Annotated in this window: 15 protein-coding genes; 3 read left to right on the top strand and 12 right to left on the bottom strand. The window is 51.3% G+C overall.

The window, feature by feature from the left end; all coding sequences use genetic code 11:
- Window positions 1-3 precede the first annotated feature (3 nt).
- The 8 genes from ACT3RP_RS07035 to ACT3RP_RS07000 form a co-directional block, all read right to left on the bottom strand.
- Window positions 4-1,008, bottom strand: coding sequence for a family 8 glycosyl hydrolase (locus tag ACT3RP_RS07035; RefSeq protein ID WP_483393526.1), 1,005 nt, complete (start codon window positions 1,006-1,008; stop codon window positions 4-6).
- 43 nt (window positions 1,009-1,051) lie between these two features.
- Window positions 1,052-1,531, bottom strand: a complete 480-nt coding sequence (gene bcsD, locus ACT3RP_RS07030) for a cellulose biosynthesis protein BcsD (RefSeq protein ID WP_441685806.1) — start codon at window positions 1,529-1,531, stop codon at window positions 1,052-1,054.
- A complete protein-coding gene (locus tag ACT3RP_RS07025) occupies window positions 1,515-5,666 on the bottom strand; it encodes a cellulose biosynthesis protein BcsC (RefSeq protein ID WP_483393525.1) in 4,152 nt (1,383 codons plus the stop codon). Before ACT3RP_RS07025 ends, bcsD begins: the two co-directional genes overlap by 17 nt.
- Window positions 5,667-5,668: 2 nt before the next feature.
- Complete coding sequence (gene bcsA / locus ACT3RP_RS07020; protein ID WP_483393524.1) at window positions 5,669-10,207, bottom strand: UDP-forming cellulose synthase catalytic subunit; 4,539 nt, start codon at window positions 10,205-10,207, stop codon at window positions 5,669-5,671.
- A complete protein-coding gene (gene bcsQ / locus ACT3RP_RS07015) occupies window positions 10,207-10,989 on the bottom strand; it encodes a cellulose biosynthesis protein BcsQ (protein WP_483393523.1) in 783 nt (260 codons plus the stop codon). Before bcsQ ends, bcsA begins: the two co-directional genes overlap by 1 nt.
- On the bottom strand, window positions 10,986-11,390 hold the full coding sequence (locus ACT3RP_RS07010) for a hypothetical protein (RefSeq protein ID WP_483393522.1): 405 nt from the start codon (window positions 11,388-11,390) through the stop codon (window positions 10,986-10,988). The genes bcsQ and ACT3RP_RS07010 overlap by 4 nt, the downstream gene beginning before the upstream one ends.
- Before the next feature lie 224 nt (window positions 11,391-11,614).
- Window positions 11,615-12,496 (bottom strand): DMT family transporter, encoded by an 882-nt coding sequence (locus tag ACT3RP_RS07005; RefSeq protein WP_192536323.1) that lies wholly within the window; start codon window positions 12,494-12,496, stop codon window positions 11,615-11,617.
- Window positions 12,493-12,762 (bottom strand): Rdx family protein, encoded by a 270-nt coding sequence (locus ACT3RP_RS07000; RefSeq protein WP_096279016.1) that lies wholly within the window; start codon window positions 12,760-12,762, stop codon window positions 12,493-12,495. Before ACT3RP_RS07000 ends, ACT3RP_RS07005 begins: the two co-directional genes overlap by 4 nt.
- Before the next feature lie 375 nt (window positions 12,763-13,137).
- On the opposite strand from ACT3RP_RS07000, the gene ACT3RP_RS06995 reads away from it, so the two are divergent.
- The 3 genes from ACT3RP_RS06995 (at window position 13,138) to ettA (ending at window position 15,803) form a co-directional block, all read left to right on the top strand.
- Window positions 13,138-13,560, top strand: coding sequence for a PAS domain S-box protein (locus ACT3RP_RS06995; RefSeq protein WP_192536322.1), 423 nt, complete (start codon window positions 13,138-13,140; stop codon window positions 13,558-13,560).
- A gap of 184 nt (window positions 13,561-13,744) precedes the next feature.
- Window positions 13,745-13,957 (top strand): PA3496 family putative envelope integrity protein, encoded by a 213-nt coding sequence (locus ACT3RP_RS06990; protein ID WP_192536321.1) that lies wholly within the window; start codon window positions 13,745-13,747, stop codon window positions 13,955-13,957.
- A 184-nt stretch (window positions 13,958-14,141) separates the two neighbouring features.
- Window positions 14,142-15,803, top strand: coding sequence for an energy-dependent translational throttle protein EttA (ettA, locus tag ACT3RP_RS06985; protein ID WP_441668515.1), 1,662 nt, complete (start codon window positions 14,142-14,144; stop codon window positions 15,801-15,803).
- 102 nt (window positions 15,804-15,905) lie between these two features.
- Here the strand turns inward: ettA and coq7 are convergent, their stop codons facing one another.
- From coq7 to ACT3RP_RS06965, 4 genes are all read right to left on the bottom strand, one after another.
- Complete coding sequence (gene coq7 / locus ACT3RP_RS06980; protein WP_483393521.1) at window positions 15,906-16,547, bottom strand: 2-polyprenyl-3-methyl-6-methoxy-1,4-benzoquinone monooxygenase; 642 nt, start codon at window positions 16,545-16,547, stop codon at window positions 15,906-15,908.
- Window positions 16,548-16,631: 84 nt separating this feature from the next.
- Window positions 16,632-16,973 carry a histidine triad nucleotide-binding protein gene (locus ACT3RP_RS06975; protein WP_096279006.1) on the bottom strand — a complete coding sequence of 114 codons (342 nt, stop codon included), beginning with the start codon at window positions 16,971-16,973 and terminating at the stop codon, window positions 16,632-16,634.
- 30 nt (window positions 16,974-17,003) lie between these two features.
- On the bottom strand, window positions 17,004-17,876 hold the full coding sequence (locus tag ACT3RP_RS06970) for a phosphoribulokinase (RefSeq protein WP_441668519.1): 873 nt from the start codon (window positions 17,874-17,876) through the stop codon (window positions 17,004-17,006).
- Window positions 17,876-18,316 carry an acyl-CoA thioesterase gene (locus ACT3RP_RS06965; RefSeq protein ID WP_192536253.1) on the bottom strand — a complete coding sequence of 147 codons (441 nt, stop codon included), beginning with the start codon at window positions 18,314-18,316 and terminating at the stop codon, window positions 17,876-17,878. The genes ACT3RP_RS06970 and ACT3RP_RS06965 overlap by 1 nt, the downstream gene beginning before the upstream one ends.
- Window positions 18,317-18,366 lie beyond the last annotated feature (50 nt).

The following is an 18,366-nucleotide window of genomic DNA, read 5'->3' as shown; positions in this document are numbered from 1 at the left end:
ATTCTAACGCATGTCCTCAGCCATATGCGCCAAAAGCAAAAGCGTCGCTGAAAAATAATCGTCTTCTGGTTGGGGCCTTGCGCTGGGTAGTTTTTCGCCGCTCGCATAGGCTCTAATAGCATCCACGCCGCGCGAAATTGGGTATTCTGCACGCTCGTCACTCATTACATCGGCCCATGCTGACGGAGGTTGATGCGCAGGGTCATTCCAAAAAGCAGTTATACTGCCGATGGCGCGCGCTTCATCGCGTCCACCCCAGGCAAAATAGAGCGGAATACGCACAGCGTCAAAGCTAAACCTAGGCGCCCAGTTGGATGCCGGGGCAACCTCGCCTTGTTGATTAATAACCACCCAATCAGTGGGTAATAGATAAGCACCAAAGCGTGCCTCATCCAGCACGGCAACGCCGTCATCAATCAGGCGCTGCCAGGGTTGTTCAGGTTCAATGTCAGCAAAATCTCTTAGTGCCGGTAAAAACCAGTAAGAAAGGTTGATGTCGACCTCTTGATCACGTCGAAATCCTTGTATAGCGGGCAGAAGCACTTGGTAACCCGCAATCTCATAAGTCAGGTTTTCTAATACCGCGCGGCGAATACTTCGAGAGGCACTCGCGTAATTAGCGTTGTTCCAGCGTTCTGCGGCCAGATACAGCGCCCAGGCGATAAATAAATCGCCATCCGTCGCATTGTTAAGGTCACGCACCGCAGGCTTATCGCGGGGATCGTAACGCCACGAGAAGAGAGAGACATCTGGCCGACTCAAGTGCCGACGAGTCCATTGCCAAAGCTGATCAAACGTTTCTTGATCATTATGATGTTGAGCAAGCATCATGCCCCACCCCTGTCCCTCCGAGTGGCTGATATTATTATTGCCGGTGTCAATGACCCGCCCATTGGCGTTGATGAAGCGTTCTTTATATGCGCTCCAAGGCGTATCTGCCTGAGCTGCACAGGCACCCGCCAACATACAAATAATAAGCCCAGTGCTTAACATAAGCCGACGCAGCATAATGAGTTATCCCTTAAATGCGCAGTTCCACTATCAGAAACGGCTAACGTCCATAAAGAAAGGTGCATTCACGTTGCTCAGCATTACGGCTAATGCAGGTAATAGGCACCTCCATGTCCCCACCCTGCTGGCTTAGCCACCCTTTATACAATCCTTCTAACAAGGCAGACATTGCTAGCAAACCGATGTCGATACGCTCTTGTGAGTCGCCTGGGATAGGGCATGCAGAATGGCAAATCCGCATTTTTTGATGCTCAGCAATGATGCTGGCATATCCCCAATCTAGTAGATCTAATGCCTCATTAATGGCCTTCTCAAGGCTTTCTAAGGTAGCGCACTCGCCCATAGGCATTTCTATTGCCATACGGCTGCCAATGTGACGCCAGAAACCCGAAGACTCTTCTTTGCCTGCACTATTGAAAAGCTCATCAAAAACCAGTTCTAGGAAAAGCCGCCACTGGGTGCTGCAATGCCGCTGAGCATAATGCTCCATGTGTTTGGAATGATTATCTGGCTCGTTCACCGCTATCTCCAAAGGTATAGTTCATAAACATGCTAGCGGATGTATCGTTGTAATCACCGAAGCTGTTGAAATCCACTCGTCCGCCAAGAGCAAGATCAGGGGTCATTTGGTACTCCATAGCACCGCCAAAAGAAAGCCCTATCCCACTTTCACTTTCTCCTGAATAGCGTGATGCCGGCGTAGCCCCGAGAGCAGAAAACACATCAAGAAGTGCCTGCGCCTCTGGGTCTGTCGGGAAATAGTCGCTGTCATCGGTGCTATAACTTTGGAAGCCCGGCGCCACATAGCCGCCCAGCGTAAGCTGGTCGGTGAAATTCTCACGATAGTTAATAGGAAAAGCGACGCTGACATAATCTTGGGGGCTGAAATAGCCACCGTGGCCATAAGTGAAATGGCTCAGGTCATCATCGAAGGCCATGGCGGAAACATGTACACCGGCTTGCAACTGGCGGCGCTCATTATTGACCGGGCGAGCATAGCCACCTAAAGAGAGATTGTAAGACTGGTTATCAGCGACGTTATGACCGGCGTAGCGATAGGTGCCAATATCCGCATAAAGGCCACCCTCATCAGTGTCATAGTTAATGCCTGCGCGACCGCCGGTTCGTACAACGCCCCCCCACGTATCACCACTATAGGCATCGTAAGCGCCCGCATATGACAGCACGCTATCTTTTACAGCCCTTCGTTCCGCGGTGAAATTCAGCGTTGTATTCTCAGCGATCTCCGGTTGCCAATGAATGCCACCCACTAGGTTAGTTTCTTCAAACCCAAGGGGCGTACTGCCAATATCAAGATTGACACTGCCATTCTCATAGCTCAGCGCTAGCCCCGCACCGCTGTCACGTAAACTGGATGGTCTGGCTGACTGTGCCGTCGACTGCAGCCGGCTCTGAATGCCAGCGAGGGCCATTTCTATTTGCTGGCGGCTCTCGACAAAGGCACTCAGCGACTCTCCGTCAAAACTTAATGCCTCAAAATCGACACTATTGCCTGCTAGATATTGATTGAAAAGCTCGCGCTGCTGATCGGTAAGGCTTGCGACCGTCAAACCAGCTTCAAACAAAGGGTTACGCTCAAGGGCGGCATCGTAAAAACGCCTAGCCTCTTCTAACACAGCCGCCAAGCGTACCCGCTCTTGCTCATTAACCGCAGCATCCAGATTACTTTGGGCCGTGAAGAAATTAGTAACGGTAGTCTGAATTTGGTCCAGAATCGGAGTCACACCGCTAAGCGATTCATTGAGAGAAGCAGCACTTTCCGCGAGCCCGCTACGCCCGTAGCGACGCAAAGCATCGCCTTCAGGCATGCCGGCGGTTACCTGAGTTGGGGTTACGGCTATCTCAAAACGCCCTTCTCCAAACGGCATTAGTGAAAAGCGCACGGGGGCTTCGACACGGTCCTGTCGACTAAGGCCGCTCTCGCCATCACGCAGGTTAAAGGCGAATTCAGTGGCCACCGTTGGCGCTCTCTCACGCCTGATCTGGCGAGAAAGCTCATCTATCTGCTGGCTGGCAGATGGCGTCAACGCTTCCGGTTCAGTCATTGCGATGTCATAACTGACCTCACGACTAGCGCCCGGCAACCAGTTAGGTCGTTGTGACGCACGCGCACCTTGCGATCTGTCGGTAAACGGGTTTTGCCTCTGTACAAGGGCCGCCGCACCGTCTTCTTGTCCACTTAACCGCTGGCGAGCTTGGCTGAGTAAGGCGAGCGCTTTTAAGCTTTCGCCATTAGCCCTAGCGACCTGGGCGCTGAGCAGTAAGGTATCGGGGGTTTGTTGCTCGGGTCCATAACGACTCAGAAGCTGACTTGCTTGGCGCGAGCGATTGTTAGCAAGTGCCGTCTGCACCGCTCCCTGCAACGCCTGCTCACTTTCAGGGTGACGCGTGAGCACATAGGTATATATCTGCTCAGCTTGGGCTTGACGATCACCTTCAGCGTATAAACGCCCCATCGCCAACAACAAGTCCTCGTCATCTGGCGACTGCTGCATCGGCTCTGCCAACACGTCATAAGCGCTGGCTAAACGGCCACTCTGACGCAACTGATCGGCTTTAATAATGGCTAAACCACGCTCAGCGGCCAAGGCGTTGGAATCCTCACGCCACTGAGGAGAAGCGGCTAAACGATTGAGCAATTGCTGGGCAGCGTCAGATCGACCGGCCTGAGCCATCACCAGCGTATGATTGATATAATCATTGGGTATTTGTTCATCAATACCACGTGCTAAATCGCGCTCTACCCAGCGTAAAGCCTCACTTTTAGCACCCGCTTCTGACAAAGCCCCCGCAATCTGACTAACCTGGCTAGGCGTAAGGCCGGCCCCTTCAGAACGCAGATAAAGTTGCTGCAGTGAGGCAATCGCTGCAGACTTATTTCCTTGCTCTAGCTGCGCTAATGCCTGATTCAGAGGCTGCTGGATCTGAGCCCGTTGCTGCAGAGACGTCATCTCAACTGTTAGCGAATCTGACGGTATATTCGACAGCAGTCGCTGGGTTTCCGACCAACGCCCCTGCTCCGACGCAAACAGCGCTGCGGCATAACGCTGATCTAGCGAGGCATCACTTGCAAGAAAGGGCCTCATCAACACCTGCGCTTCATCTGGGCGCGATTGCCCCGCCAGCAAACGAGCTAGATCAAGGCGCGCCCATGGGTTGTTAGGCGCCAACTCGAGAGCTTCTCGAAGTGCCGTTTCCGCGCCAAAATCATCTTGCTGGCGCGCTTGAAGGCGCAGCGCTTCTACTTGGGCCGTGGCTAACCCACTCATCTGAGCGCGCCTGCTGTCCGGCAACGCCTGAGCTATTTGTTGTGCAGCCGCCCAGTCACCTTTGTCAGAAAGCACTTGAACGAGTCCTACTCGCGCGTCAACATCGCTTTGACGCGTTTCCAGCATGGCGCGATAAGCCTGTTCTGCGGCATCTAAACGCTTTTGACGACGCAAAATATCGGCTTCCAGCAAGCGTGCGGCGCGTCCAGCATCGCCGCTCTGCTGAGTAAGTGGCCGCACTTGCCCAAGTGCTTGGTCAAGATTGTTGGCTGCCGCTAAACGACGCGCCTCACCTAAGCGAGCATAAAAGGCCGCACTTTGATACGCGGCGGCCCACTGCTCTCGCCGCTCTGGCGCCTGATCCATAGCTTGTGACAGTAGGCCTCTGGCTTCAGCAAACTGCTGCCTACGCAGCAATATGAGCCCTAATCCACCTTTCGCCTCAGCATCTTGTGGATTTTCTTCCAACGCCTGCCGAAATGACTCTTCGGCACTTCCCAGTTGCCCCGCCTGTAAGGCTGTGAAACCTACGGCGCGTGTATTCTGAGCAGTTGAATCTTCAAAATGCTGGGGCACGTCGTTATCGTCTGGATTAACCTGCGCATAAACCTGATAAAGCGTTTCATCAGCCGGCGTGGCTTCTAACCACAGCAGCGCTTGCCGCCAGCCGCTTCTTGCAGCAACGGCTTCAGAGCCGCCTTGTCGCGCTAACTGAGCCAGTTGGCTAATACCCTCACGGCGAGTACCTTCGCGATAGGTTAATACTTCGCTCAATGCACGCTTTAAAGGAGCATCAGTAGGATAGTCGTCACTAAACTGGCGCAGGCCATCACGCGCTTCTCGCCATTGGGCATCAGTGCCACCAGCCAGTGTTTGATAGTACTCAACGGCGAGACCGCGGGGAGGCGTATCGCCACCAAATAAAGAGCGATATGCCGATGCCGACTCTTCATAGCGATTCGCGCGTGCTAGCTGACGGGCGCGATTCAACTGCGTTGTGTCTAATTGATTGCCCTGCTGCAATTGGTCTAACTCAATCAAATACTGGCTATTAGGTGACGCCTGCTCCAATCGCTGCGTCCACTGCGCTACTTGATCGGGCTGGTCATCTATCACCGCTTGGCGCGCTAGCCTGTAAAGCACTTCGGGGTCATCAGGCCGCCCGGCAAGATAGCGCTCAAGCGCTTGGCGCACTAAGTCAGGACGCTGATTTTCCTGCCAAAAATCAGCTTGGCGCAATAAAGCTTCTAAGGCCGACTGCGAGTTTTCCTGTCCCCATGCTGCCGTCATCGGCGCACAGCTAACTAAGGCACTCAGCAAAAGCCGATTTTTTAATTTCATCAACGTTGGTACGGGCGTACGCATGGTTATTCTCCGCCTGAGTGCGTTTTGCTACCAGCATTTGCTCGACGCAGTGCTCGGCGTTTGAGAGTGCTATAAAGAAGTCCGGACAGTAAAAGCAGAACAATGCCCATAGCTAATAACATGGGAATAATGTATTGGCCGGTGTACCAGCGGATAAGACGATGCCAGACCATTTCACCTCGAGGCGTCCGCGGCCCAACCTGATAAGCACTGACCTCTTGGCTCGGCGACACCATGACTAAATCCCCCACGGCTTGACGACTAACTTGGGGCTGATCAATCACGGCCGGTAGCGTGCGCATGCCTTCATCATGAAAAGCAGTGGCTACGATAATGCTGCGCGTGGGGTTCAGCGGTGACCGAACGCCCAGTAAGATCTGTTCAGGGGACTGACTGCCAATCCTATTGCGAGCGCGCTCGGTATCTCGCCCCCACTGGGCTTGTGCCCAAAGATTTAATCTATTCATTAAGTTCAAAGGCGTAACGCGTAAAGCCCCCTGCTCGATACTGAAAGGCCCAAGATAACGATTAAGCTCACTGCGTTCCAATTGATCAGCACGCGCAACGACCAGCATATCTCGGTCTGACAAGTTGTCGTTAAGCGTTAGCCCCTTGCGCACATTCAGCGCAATACTGGGGTATCCGGTAGAGGCCCCCATGCGCCCAATCAGCCCAAGCGCGGTGCCAATTTCGATAGCATCGGGTTCCGCGGCAAGCAGCAGCGTCGTGTGCGATAAATCGGCCCACTGCGTAAAGGGAAAGCCTGCACTCAGCCAGTACGAGAGCTCTGGTAACGCTGCAAAATACTGTGCATCGCTCATATCCAAATAAGAATCAGGGTACAGGCGCGTTTCAATGCGATCAGGAAGACCCAGCTCACATCCATTTTCCGGCATATTCACTGCCATATTAAAATAAAAGCTGAGCTGGTTATTACCGTATAACTTTTCCTGGGGAATGCGTAACGTAGCGCGCTCTTTACGAATATCATTTCCCAGAAAGCGCCAAGCTTCCCAGGCTAAAGAACGCTTCTCAACGGGTAAGGAGGCTAGATAAGTGCCGTTAAGAGCAATCTCCAGTCGTGACTCATCTTCGTTTAGCCACTCGCCACGAGGGAACTCATAGCCCACTTCTAAGGTTACATGATCACCCGGCCATAAATGCATGTTTGGGGGCAGGCGAAAACTATAATTTTGCGGCGACGGGCGAATACCCTCACCGACCATTTCATTCTCACCAGCCATTTTGTCAAGATAGATCGGCTCATTAAGCGCCTGCCAGTTAGGTGCATCATAGGCCTCTCTAAGGGCTAGCTGGGGCGCACTTACCGTTTCACTGTCGCCGCTTAAACGCTCTTGATAATGGGCTAGATATGCAGCGGCGCTTTTTACGTCTTGCTCTGTTGCTCCCGTGACGATCAATAAGCGATACATAGCATTATTAGGATTAGCCAGTTGCAGTAAGGTAGGGCCATCAATTCTCGGCAGCTCTACTCCTAAAGGCATCTGCTCGGGAGTCCCTACGACGACCGCATGCTGATCAGGTATTTGAGTATGATGAACGGGGAAGTCAGCGCCTCTAAAATCCGCTTTAATCGCAAAATACGAGGCTAATATTGCGCTTGCACTCAGCAGCGTTTCTGAAGGCATAGAGGGCATAATGAAAGGCAATACTAGCCTTTCCATGTCGGCCGCATCAGCGAAGGGGGCAGGTAAATTAGCGAGCCCATTAAGCGGCGGCAACGACTGAACATTCACATTGAGCGTCGAGCTTGGTAAAACCTCGACCCAAATATCTTCGCTGAGCAAGTTATTACACTGCTCTAGCGTTTGTCCGGCCACACTTAGCAGTAGTGTGTTATAGGTAATGATTAGCTCTGGCGGAATAGCCACCTCTGCAACAAGATGCTCTGCGGTAAATCGGTCAAGCTCTAGCGTCTCAATAACAATGCCATTGAGAGTAACGTCCAGCCGACTAAGCCCCTCAAGAAGAGCATCTGAATAGCGTATATCTAAGTGCAGCACAGCGCCGGTAGACACTTCATCACTACGCAAAGAAAACTCGATACCCGCCTGAGCTCCGTTGCCCTGAATACGAAGAGGCTCAGGCTCGACCTCGTCTATACGCTGCAAAAGTGGATAAATTCGTTCCCGAGTCTCCAAGGGCATATTGAAAGCTAAACCGCCCCGTGCATTCACTTCAACATCAGGCAACGTCGCGGCCTCTTTAGGCAATGCCTCTAGCATTAACGGCCTAGCGTTGCTTGGCAAAGCCTGAACATCTAATGACTGGCTCCATGCTCGCTGGGTAGACATGATGCCTACCATAATCAACGCGACGAGAACCATTCGCCATACCCAGGTGGATACAGGAGTGGATACCGCTGTAGCAGCTGTTGCCATAGGTGGTGAGCTACCAGAACGCGCGTCTGCCTGGCGTGCTTTGCCAGCACTGTCGCCCCCACCGGCAAATAAACGCCGCTCCTTCCAGTTTCGGAAAAACAGACCTGTGACGGCACGAATAACAGTCCACATAGAACGCAACGGCTGATCGTGTGGGAGCTTGCGTTTCTGTAGCCAGGCATCAGCACGACCCATGACAAGCTGCACTAACTGGCGGCGCTGAACCACATTCAACGTGCCAAACCGCAGGCGTATATGCTGTGCATCACGGCTTACTATGTGCACAGGAAACAGTATCGGATTGCCATCGAATTCCATTTCGATAAAATCAATGCGCGCATCTTTTGAAAAGCCAGCTACTGCAGCTAGCTGCATGCCACCCATAGACAAATTTTGCGTCGTAGACGACAACGTATAGCCGCCAGAGAGATGTAAGACCACAGGCCGACTTAGCTTGATTCGTACGTATTCACGCACCTGCTTTTGTTCGCTGCCAACAGCGATAGCCGCCATCAGGAAAATTGCGCTAAATGAGGCCCATGCTACGTTAAACAGCAATACGCTTGCTTGCTCACCTTCAGGATTCCACCAAACTAAGCGTACGACACCCCATACTAGGCCCGCAGCCAGTAATGCCAGTAAAAACAGATGAGGTCGCGTCACATTAAAATCAAAAAAGCTTTGCTCGAGTCGCCCTCCTTTTTCCGTGACATCAAACTTGCCTCGATTGGGATTAAACAGTGTCACAAGGGAAGGCTTGAGCAAATGAAAGGTTAAAACCGTTTCATATATTTCATTCCAGAACGTGTAGCGATACTGCCCTACCAGCTTCGCATTGGTATAAACGGCTGCAAATAAGTGAGGAAGTACATAGACAGCAACGGCCTGAGGCGATGCTTGAATAATATTGAGCCCAAACAGCATGTAAGCCAACGGGGCTGTTAAAAAAATAAAGCGCACTAACGGAAACTGAAAGTGCAACATCGCGCTTAAATAGCAGAGCCGCTGGGGAATGCTCAACCCTCGGCCTAATAGGGGGTTATCACGCCGTAATATTTGCGTCATACCCCGTGCCCAACGCGCACGCTGAACAATATGCAACGCTAGTCGTTCCGTCGCTAACCCAGCGGCAAGGGGTATGCCTAAGTAAGCGGTAGACCATCCTTTTCTTTGTAGTTTTAATGCGGTATGCGCATCCTCTGTGACTGTTTCAACCGCAAACCCACCTATTTCCTCTAGTGCACTGCGCCGAATAACTGCACACGAGCCACAAAAAAAGGCTGCATTCCAATAATCATTGCCCTTTTGAATAGGACCATAAAAAAGCTCACCTTCGTGTGGCACTTCCCGGCCACTGACTAAATTCCGTTCAAAGGGATCAGGCGAATAAAAATGATGGGGCGTCTGTATAAGTGCTTGCTTCTGATCAACAAGAAAAGAGCCCACCGTCGCCTGTAAAAAAGCCCGCGTGGCAATATGGTCACAGTCAAAAATACAAATAAGCTCGCCGGACGTTTTCTGGAGCGCATTATTTAAATTACCCGCTTTCGCGTGTTTATTATCTGTGCGAGTAATATATCCAACGCCCGCCTGAGATGCGAAAGCGCCAAACTCAGCTCGCTTACCATCATCTAAAAGATAAACATTTACTTTATCAGCTGGATAGTCAATATTTTGCGCTGCCAAAACAGTATCACGAACTACGTCTAAGCTTTCGTTATACGTCGGAATATATACGTCTACCGTTGGCCACTTAGTGATGTCTTTAGGCAGTGGGACAACTTTACGATCAAGCAACCACGCCGACTGAAAGAAGCTCAGCACCAAGACAACCCAGCAGTAACCTTCTGCCGCCAATAGCCCAAAGCTCAAGATCGGCTCTATAAAACCATCCGTAATGAGCGTTTCCGTTACCCGCCAATAGAGATAGCGAGTTGCCGTCATGACGGTTACTAATGCCATTGCTAAACGTATGCGCGGAGAATCGACCTGCCCCATGATTAATAAAAAAACAGCGGTAACGCCCCCAAAGGCCAGTTGGTTATTCAACGTCATCGGCGTTGTAACAACAATTAACATGACAGGGGTACAAAGAAGTAGTAATAGAGCGATCCAGGCTTTATACATAAGGGTTTTCATTATTCACCCTCTTTGCGTACTTGAGATAGCTCGGCATCTTGCATTAAACGAATGAGATTATGGGCGATAGCCTCAATATCATTAACAACCGCAGAGGTATACGCATGTTGCAGCACAGAAACCTGCAGTGCGTGTGCTTCGGACACTGCTGCGTCACGGTGAACCGCCCCTAGCAGTGACGCCTTCAAACGCTCTTTTAAAAGCGCGTATACGTCGCGACTTAGGTCATTACGAAGGTCTAGCTGATTGGCGACATAGTACAAATGCCTGCCAATGGTATCAGGATAAAAGCCACCACTTTCAATAGAGGGTAGAACGGCCAAAGAGGCGCTATCGGCCATCAGCATAGTGATGCACAGTGGCTTTAACTGGCAAACAGCCTCTAGTGCTACGGAGTGCCCTGGCGGCAAGTCAACTAACAGCACATCGTTTGGGGAGTTATAAAAGCCGCTAAGCGCTTGATATAGGGCTCTTGGATCATTGGCAAGAAACGTTTCGAAGTGATGGCGCTGCTCTCTAGTTGTACAGCCATAGGCAAGCACGTCAATGCCGCTTGCCGTTGTTCGGGCCATTTCACCCCAATAGGGAGTAGACGCGGCTTCAACGACATAGCCTTGAGCATCATTAAAAGCAATACCGAAGTGAAGCTTCAATGCATCTTGGCTATCAAAGTCAATGACAGTGACATTTAAACCTTGGCGTTGCAAAGTGTAAGCAAGATTAGCAGTCAACGTTGTTTTACCAACTCCCCCTTTAGGAGAGGCAATACAAATAAGCGTCATTTATTGATTTGCCTTATCAACGCTTTTAGCGATGTTCCCTGACGGTGATTACTTTGAGCATCATCATTACTATCTGTATAAGACTGAAATAAATGGCCAAAAGAACGCTGCGTTGCTGGCTTGTCAACCGGGTGCTGGTGAGAAGCATCAACACCTGATGTCGGTTGTTTATTTTCTAGGCGATACGGCACCGCCTGCTGCACCAGCGGCTGTTCACGCTCCTGGGCATAAACCGGAGGCACAGCAATAGGCCTAGACCTCTCAACGCTTTTTGGCGAGGCGCCCGGCGCTTGCTTGGCAATCCCATCAAGCAATTTCCAACGCTGCTGATCGTGTGAATAAGCCTCGTCAGACCTAAATTGCTGGTACTCAAAATCCGCCCCGAACTGCTCGCTCAACACACCAATGTCTATGCTCTTCTCCATGCCTTTGTTATAACCTCTCTCTAGCCGTAGCTATCGGCTCAGCTGAAGATTAATGTATCGTTATGGTCACATTCCATTATTTAAGAAAATGTACTCATACTTCAGAACTAGTATTTTGTTTGACTTGTATACTAGTTCACATTTCACTTCAAGAATTAAAATAATAAAAAAAGACAAAAAGAAATATTTTACTACCCAGACTACCCCCCCTCTGGCTGCTTCTGCTGGGTTTGCATCCCTAACCCTAAAAGTATTAACACCAGTCCCATTAGGGTTGATGGCAAAATAGGCTCTCCAACCACCAAAAAAAGCAGCATCAGTGATACCGGGGGCGAGAGAAAAATAAGATTAGAAACCTTTGCAGTGCGCGACACCTTGTGGACAGCCATCTGCCATAAAATGAATGCTATGCCCATTTCAAACAGCCCGACGTAAACGCCTGCCCCTAACGCCCCCCAGCCATGCCACTGAAAGCCAGGGCCTAGTAATAACAGGATGGTTAGCACCGGCAAACCCACCGTAAAATTTTGCCATTGGCCCACTAATGCCGGGCGTGAGTCGCGCGCATTAAGCAGCCAATAAAGCGCCCACAGCAATGTTGAAGCGAGAGCCAGAACAACCCCTAACGGGTCAGCAAAAGAGACATTGAACACCGCGCCACGCGTTGCAATCACCCACACCCCGGCATACGCAATCAATCCAGCGATGATATCCATGCGCGTTAAGCGTTGTCCCAGCAAGGGCACGGCTAAGAATGCCATCGCCAACGCCCAGGTGTAATTGAGCGCCATCGCCTCCTGCCCTGGAAGTCGGTCATACGCAGCAAAGAGCACCAAATAGTAGGCAACGGGGTTCATTAACCCCGCCCACGCGGCAGTCTTCCAACCGGTGCGCAGCGCCGTAGCAAGATTGCCCTGCTTTATAACGAGCGCCCCCATTAATGCCCAGGACACAAGCACTGCGAGCCACATCAATTCTAATGGACTCATCCAAGCAAGCGCCACTTTAAAGGCCGTCGCTACGGTCGACCACAGCGCAACGGCTCCTAGCCCATACAGGATGGCTTGGCGATCCTGATTCATCGGTCGATATGCCCTAAATCACGCCCAGGCTCTAGCTGGTCACGCACACTTTGTTTGAGGCGCTTGATATCCGGAAAACCACCGTCGCGTTTGCGCTCCCATAGCAGCACATCCTCATACCAAATCTCAAAAGTGCCGCCATGAGATGGCATCAGTGCCACTTCATCTAAACCTTCACCGAAGGTCGAAAGCAGCTCCTGAGCATACCAAGCACTGCGCAGCAGCCATTGGCACTGCGTGCAATAGCGAATTTGAACACGTGACATTGTAAATTTTCCCGTCAGGTTAATAGGGCCTCTTTAAACACCATTCTGTCATGTCGAGTTAGCTTGAAACAGGAAACAACCACCCGCTCGTCTTAATGGCGTTACTTTCTACACATCGCTACCCTTTCGTTTGATGCATGTCGTTTAGTGGCCAGCGGCTAAGGTCGGCGTAAAAAACACCTCGCGTCCGATCCTAAGAGTGCGTTGACGATTGCAATGCATCGCAACGCTCGCCATGATGGAGCTCGATAGCCGTTACGGACTGACACCTTGGCTATCGAGCCTCTAAAAGTGAGTAAAAATCCCGCTCGGACCACGCATAGAGCGAACGGCATGTTCTCCGGAAAGGACAGGAGCTGCAACAGGAACCCTTTGATGAAACGATCTCCCTTGATCAGCCCAGAGCTGCTCGAACGCATTATTGATGCATCTGAAGATGGCATTGTGGTTGCCGAACAGGAAGGGGATGAAAACATCCTCATCTACGTCAATAAGGGCTTTGAGCGTTTGACGGGCTACAGCGCTGACGAAATTTTATATCGCGACTGTCGTTTTTTACAAAACGAAGACCGCGACCAAGATGCGCTTGTCGCCATTAGAAAAGCGCTAAAAGCAGGCCGGCCGTCTCGTGAAGTGCTACGCAACTATCGAAAAGACGGCACCATGTTTTGGAATGAACTTTCCATTACACCCGTCTACGACGAAGCGGATAAGTTGATGTATTACATTGGTGTACAGAAGGATGTCACGGAACGTACCGAGGCACAGCTTGCCCTGGCAGAATTACAAAAACAGTAAGAAACCTGCTAAAAATTCACTTTTTAACGCAAAAAAAACCAACAAGGCTTGAACTTCAGCCCAACTGGCGTTATATAGCGACAAGGCGCTTAAACGGCGCTAGGCGCTTCACTTCGTAGACTAACCGAGTTTACCAATGAAGCCGTTGTGATGCCGGTACGCCGGCTGGGTTGGAGGGCATATCATGAGCCGTGACCCCTTAAGTCGTGAAACCTTTACTATCGATAGCGTCGACTCAGATGAGTTCGAAAGCTTAGATGCTGTTAATGATGACCATTACAGCAAAAGCAAACCAAGTAAGGCCGACAGTTTGCGCTCTCGACGCCAAGTTGAAGCGTGGTTAGAAGAGCGCCGATTGCAGCGCGTTATTGAAGATGACTGGGATGAAGAAGAGTAGCCATTCGTTCCTCCCCGCTTGCCAGCACTGCCATCAACCAGCTTAGCCTTCTCGCTCTATGGGTAGGCTTAGCTAGCAGAACACTTCTCGTAGCCTAGCCTTTCCCGGCGCAGACCTCTATCATCAGTGCATAGCTAGCCGCATGCGGCTATTGCTTTTTCTTTCATCAACCTAACGGATCTCCATGGCGCAATACGTTTTCACCATGAATAGGGTTGGCAAAGTAGTGCCGCCCAAAAAGCAAATTCTTAAGAATATTTCGTTATCGTTTTTCCCAGGTGCCAAAATTGGTGTGCTGGGCCTCAACGGTTCGGGTAAATCCACACTGCTGCGTATCATGGCCGGTGTCGATAAAGAGTTTGAAGGTGAAGCTCGTCCGATGCCCGGTATCAATGTTGGCTACCTCCCTCAGGAGCCACAGTTAGATGACGAGAAAAACGTTCGTGACACCGTTGAGGAAGCGCTCGGTGCCATCAAAGAAGCGCAGGAAAAGCTCGATGCGGTTTACTCTGCCTACGCAGAGCCAGACGCAGACTTTGATGCGCTCGCTAGCGAACAGGCACGTCTTGAGAATATTATTGAAGCGGCCGATGCGCACAACTTAGAACGTAAGCTTGAAGTTGCCGCTGAAGCCCTTCGTCTGCCCCCTTGGGATGCCAAGGTAGGCAATCTATCAGGCGGTGAACGTCGCCGCGTAGCGCTATGCCGCCTACTGCTTTCCAGTCCCGACATGCTGCTGCTCGACGAGCCCACCAACCACCTTGACGCTGAATCCGTGGCTTGGCTTGAACGCTTCCTGCATGACTATAACGGCACCGTGGTCGCGATTACTCACGACCGCTACTTCCTGGATAACGTTGCAGGCTGGATACTCGAACTTGACCGTGGGCAAGGTATCCCGTTCGAGGGCAACTACTCGCAGTGGTTAGAGCAGAAAGATGAGCGCCTGGGCCAAGAAGCTAAACAAGAGGCTTCGCGCCAGAAAGCCATCAAGCAAGAGCTTGAATGGGTGCGCAGCAACGCCAAAGGCCGACAAGCTAAAAGCAAAGCACGCCTTAACCGCTTCGAAGAAATGCAGTCCGGCGACTTTCAAAAGCGTAATGAAACTAACGAAATTTATATTCCGCCGGGGCCGCGCCTGGGCGATAACGTTATTGAGTTTCGCAATGTCGCCAAACGCTTTGAGGACAAGTTACTTTATCAAGACCTCTCCTTCACCATTCCACATGGTGCGATTGTAGGTATTGTTGGTGGTAACGGTGCGGGTAAATCGACCTTATTTAAACTGATAACGGGTAAAGAACAGCCTGATGTCGGTGACGTAGTCATTGGTGAGACGGTCGATATTGCTTACGTTGAGCAGCTACGTGATGCTCTTGATGACAAACAGACCGTGTGGGAAGCTGTTTCTGGTGGACAGGACATCCTCAACATCAACGGCTATGAAGTGTCATCACGCGCGTACGTTGGTCGCTTTAACTTTAAAGGCAACGACCAGCAGAAGCGCTTAGCAGAACTGTCTGGCGGTGAGCGTGGCCGCCTGCAGCTCGCGCAAACGTTGCAGCAAGGGGCAAACGTTCTGCTGCTTGATGAGCCCTCTAACGACCTGGATATCGAAACGCTGCGGGCATTGGAAGAAGCACTGTTAGCATTCCCAGGCTGTGCCATGGTGATTTCACACGATCGCTGGTTCCTTGATCGTATCGCCACCCACGTGATGGCATTTGAAGGTGATTCTGAGGTGGTCTTATTCGAAGGCAACTATGCAGAATACGAAGCAGACCATAGAAAGCGTGTTGGCAATGACACACCTAAACGCATGAAATATAAGCGCATTGATGCCTGACGCAAAATAAGATGATGGCTATAAAAAGGCTCCGCTCTGCGGCGCCTTTTTATTTTCAGCGAATGTGAACCGCAGATATCAGCAGCCGATCAATCCCGTATATTAAAAGTGATAGACACCCCTAGTCACCATTTTAGCGCCTAAATGCATTAGCCACTTAATTGGCGCTGGAAAGCGCAACCCTCCGGCCTCTAAGGCGATATGCGCATGATGCGCTTCATCAATCGCCATTTGACGCAGTATAGTGCGCGAACAGGCATCGCCTGCGGGCAACGATTGCTGATGCAGGTCAAGAGACTTACCCGCCTGCTCTTCAGCCGCGGCCAAAAAGCCCAGGCTTACGCGGTCACTTACCGCACCGGTCGCTGCACCTATTCCAAACCCGGCGATATAAAAAAGTGGATTTAAATAGCTGGTTCGGCTGTGTAACTGCTCAAGGCGCTCGTCACACCAAGCGAGATGATCGATTTTCTCGAGCGCCGACTGCTCCATTTGCTTGCGTGCATGGGGCAGCTGCGCGGTGATGCCCTGCCCTTGATACAGTCCTTGAAAACACACCCCACCGGTGTGATGAATACGCATTAAGCCAGCGGCATGACGGCGCTCGTGATCGTCCAGCCTTTCTCCGGTGACATCCTTGGCGGGACTGACACGCTGCGGAGATGCCGCATGAGGGGCAAGAGTACGCAAAACGATATCAAACTGGTGAATCAGTCTATCGGCTCGACTCTGTTGACAATCCATGGGAACACTCCGTTGCCTTACTAAGCTTAAAGACTAAAGCGTACTTAATTACCAAATCGTACTTATCTTGCTCAAGCGTAATTACTAGCCGGGGGGCCAAGTGAAGATACGCCCGCCCATTAGATGCATGTGAATATGATAGACCGTCTGCCCGCCCATTTCGTTGCAGTTCATCACCACACGGTACCCATCTTCATCAAAACCCTGCTCACGGGCGAGCTTAGCGGCGGTGAGCTGAAGGCGGCCAACGGTTGCTAGATCGGCTTCTTCAATATCATTCAGCGTCGAGATATGCTTTTTAGGAATAATTAGCTGATGGGTGGGTGCCTGAGGACCAATGTCGTTAAAAGCCAGAACGTGCTCATCTTCGTAAACAATATCGGCCGGAATTTCACGATTGATGATTTTACAAAAGAGGCATTCCATAGATTACTCCATTACTTTTATCAGCAAGGATTAGCGAAAACGCCGCTGTGCCAGCAAATGGCGAACCAAAGGAGCGAGGATTAGCTCCATCGCCAATGACATCAGTGCCCCGGGTACTACCAGCGTATGGGGGCGCGTCATAAAGGAGTCTTTAATCATGGCCAGCAGCCAGGGAAAGTCAACGGTGGAAGGGTCCCTAAAGCGGATGACCACTAACGACTCGGCGTCAGTAGGAATGTCCTGGACCTCAAAGGGGTTAGAGGTATCAACCGTAGGCACGCGCTGAAAATTGATGTGGGTGCGCGAGAATTGCGGCTGAATGTAGCGCACATAGTCATCCATTCTGCCTAAAATCGTATCGATCACCGCCTCTTGTGAATAACCGCGCAGTTTAGTGTCACGATCAATCTTTTGGATCCATTCAAGGTTCATGGTCGGCGCAACGCCGACTAAAAGATCAACATGACGCGCAATATCAAAGTCTTCAGTTACCAGCCCGCCGTGCAAACCTTCATAGAAAAGCAGGTCAGTACCACAAGGCAGCGACTGCCACTCGGTGAAAGTGCCTACGCGGCAGCCGGCTTCAATTTTCTGCTTATCTTCGGCGTGAATATAGTGTCGAAACGTACCGGAGCCATGCTCGCCGTACTCACCGAACAGCCCTTCTAGCCTATCCAGCAAGTTAGCCTCAACGGCAAAATGGGAGAGCTCGTTCTTGCGCTCAGGCTCTTCGCGGAAAATACGGTGCAAGTCATCGCGCGTATAGCGATGAAAAGCATCGCCATCGACGATCGCTGCATGCACATCTTCACGCAAAAACATACGCTCGAAGCTGCGCCTTACGGTCGTTGTGCCTGCCCCAGAGGAGCCGGTCACGGCAATTACCGGGTACTCTCGTGACATTAGCCACTCCTCGCAAGAGAAAGCGCATGTTTCACGTCAGCGGGCACATCCACAGGGGCTCCTGTGTTTAGATCAATCAGCAGCTGGTTGACGCGCGCCGTTGCTACGATTTTCTGAGATTCACTCTGGCGAATGCGCTGATAAATCGTCAACGCTTTGCCTTGAGGCGCCGGCACGGCGGTTTCAATGATCAACGCATCAGGCCAGCGCGCTTCACTGAGATACTGTATCGCCAAGTCAGCCACCAGGCTGGGGTACCCACACATGTCCCATTCGGGCAAATTCAGTGCCGCAAAAGCCTGCACACGAGCCTCGTGAAGCAGCGACACTATCGCATCATGCCCTAAGTGCCGGCCGTAATTCATATCGGTTACACGCACCGTCAAGGGATGGCGGTGAATAACCGCTTCAGCGGGAAAGTCCAGCTTGACACGCTCCATGCCTGCATCCTCGACGGTGTTGGATAGGAATGACGCTGTATAGGCGCAAA

It is taken from the genome of Halomonas sp. AOP5-B2-8 (assembly GCF_052376475.1).
In the GTDB taxonomy this organism is placed as follows: domain Bacteria; phylum Pseudomonadota; class Gammaproteobacteria; order Pseudomonadales; family Halomonadaceae; genus Vreelandella; species Vreelandella casei.
Note: the sequence above shows the minus strand (reverse complement) of the source record. Positions and strands in the feature narration are given on the sequence as shown.

Coding starts and splice junctions, on each gene's coding strand:
- ACT3RP_RS06965 (WP_192536253.1), bottom strand. CDS start 18,316: ATGGAGCGTGTCAAGCTGGACTTTCCCGCTGAAGCGGTTATTCACCGC.
- ACT3RP_RS06990 (WP_192536321.1), top strand. CDS start 13,745: ATGAGCCGTGACCCCTTAAGTCGTGAAACCTTTACTATCGATAGCGTC.
- ACT3RP_RS07005 (WP_192536323.1), bottom strand. CDS start 12,496: ATGAATCAGGATCGCCAAGCCATCCTGTATGGGCTAGGAGCCGTTGCG.
- ACT3RP_RS06995 (WP_192536322.1), top strand. CDS start 13,138: ATGAAACGATCTCCCTTGATCAGCCCAGAGCTGCTCGAACGCATTATT.
- ACT3RP_RS07000 (WP_096279016.1), bottom strand. CDS start 12,762: ATGTCACGTGTTCAAATTCGCTATTGCACGCAGTGCCAATGGCTGCTG.
- ACT3RP_RS06970 (WP_441668519.1), bottom strand. CDS start 17,876: ATGTCACGAGAGTACCCGGTAATTGCCGTGACCGGCTCCTCTGGGGCA.
- bcsA (WP_483393524.1), bottom strand. CDS start 10,207: ATGAAAACCCTTATGTATAAAGCCTGGATCGCTCTATTACTACTTCTT.
- ACT3RP_RS07025 (WP_483393525.1), bottom strand. CDS start 5,666: ATGCGTACGCCCGTACCAACGTTGATGAAATTAAAAAATCGGCTTTTG.
- ACT3RP_RS07035 (WP_483393526.1), bottom strand. CDS start 1,008: ATGCTGCGTCGGCTTATGTTAAGCACTGGGCTTATTATTTGTATGTTG.
- bcsQ (WP_483393523.1), bottom strand. CDS start 10,989: ATGACGCTTATTTGTATTGCCTCTCCTAAAGGGGGAGTTGGTAAAACA.
- ettA (WP_441668515.1), top strand. CDS start 14,142: ATGGCGCAATACGTTTTCACCATGAATAGGGTTGGCAAAGTAGTGCCG.
- coq7 (WP_483393521.1), bottom strand. CDS start 16,547: ATGGATTGTCAACAGAGTCGAGCCGATAGACTGATTCACCAGTTTGAT.
- ACT3RP_RS06975 (WP_096279006.1), bottom strand. CDS start 16,973: ATGGAATGCCTCTTTTGTAAAATCATCAATCGTGAAATTCCGGCCGAT.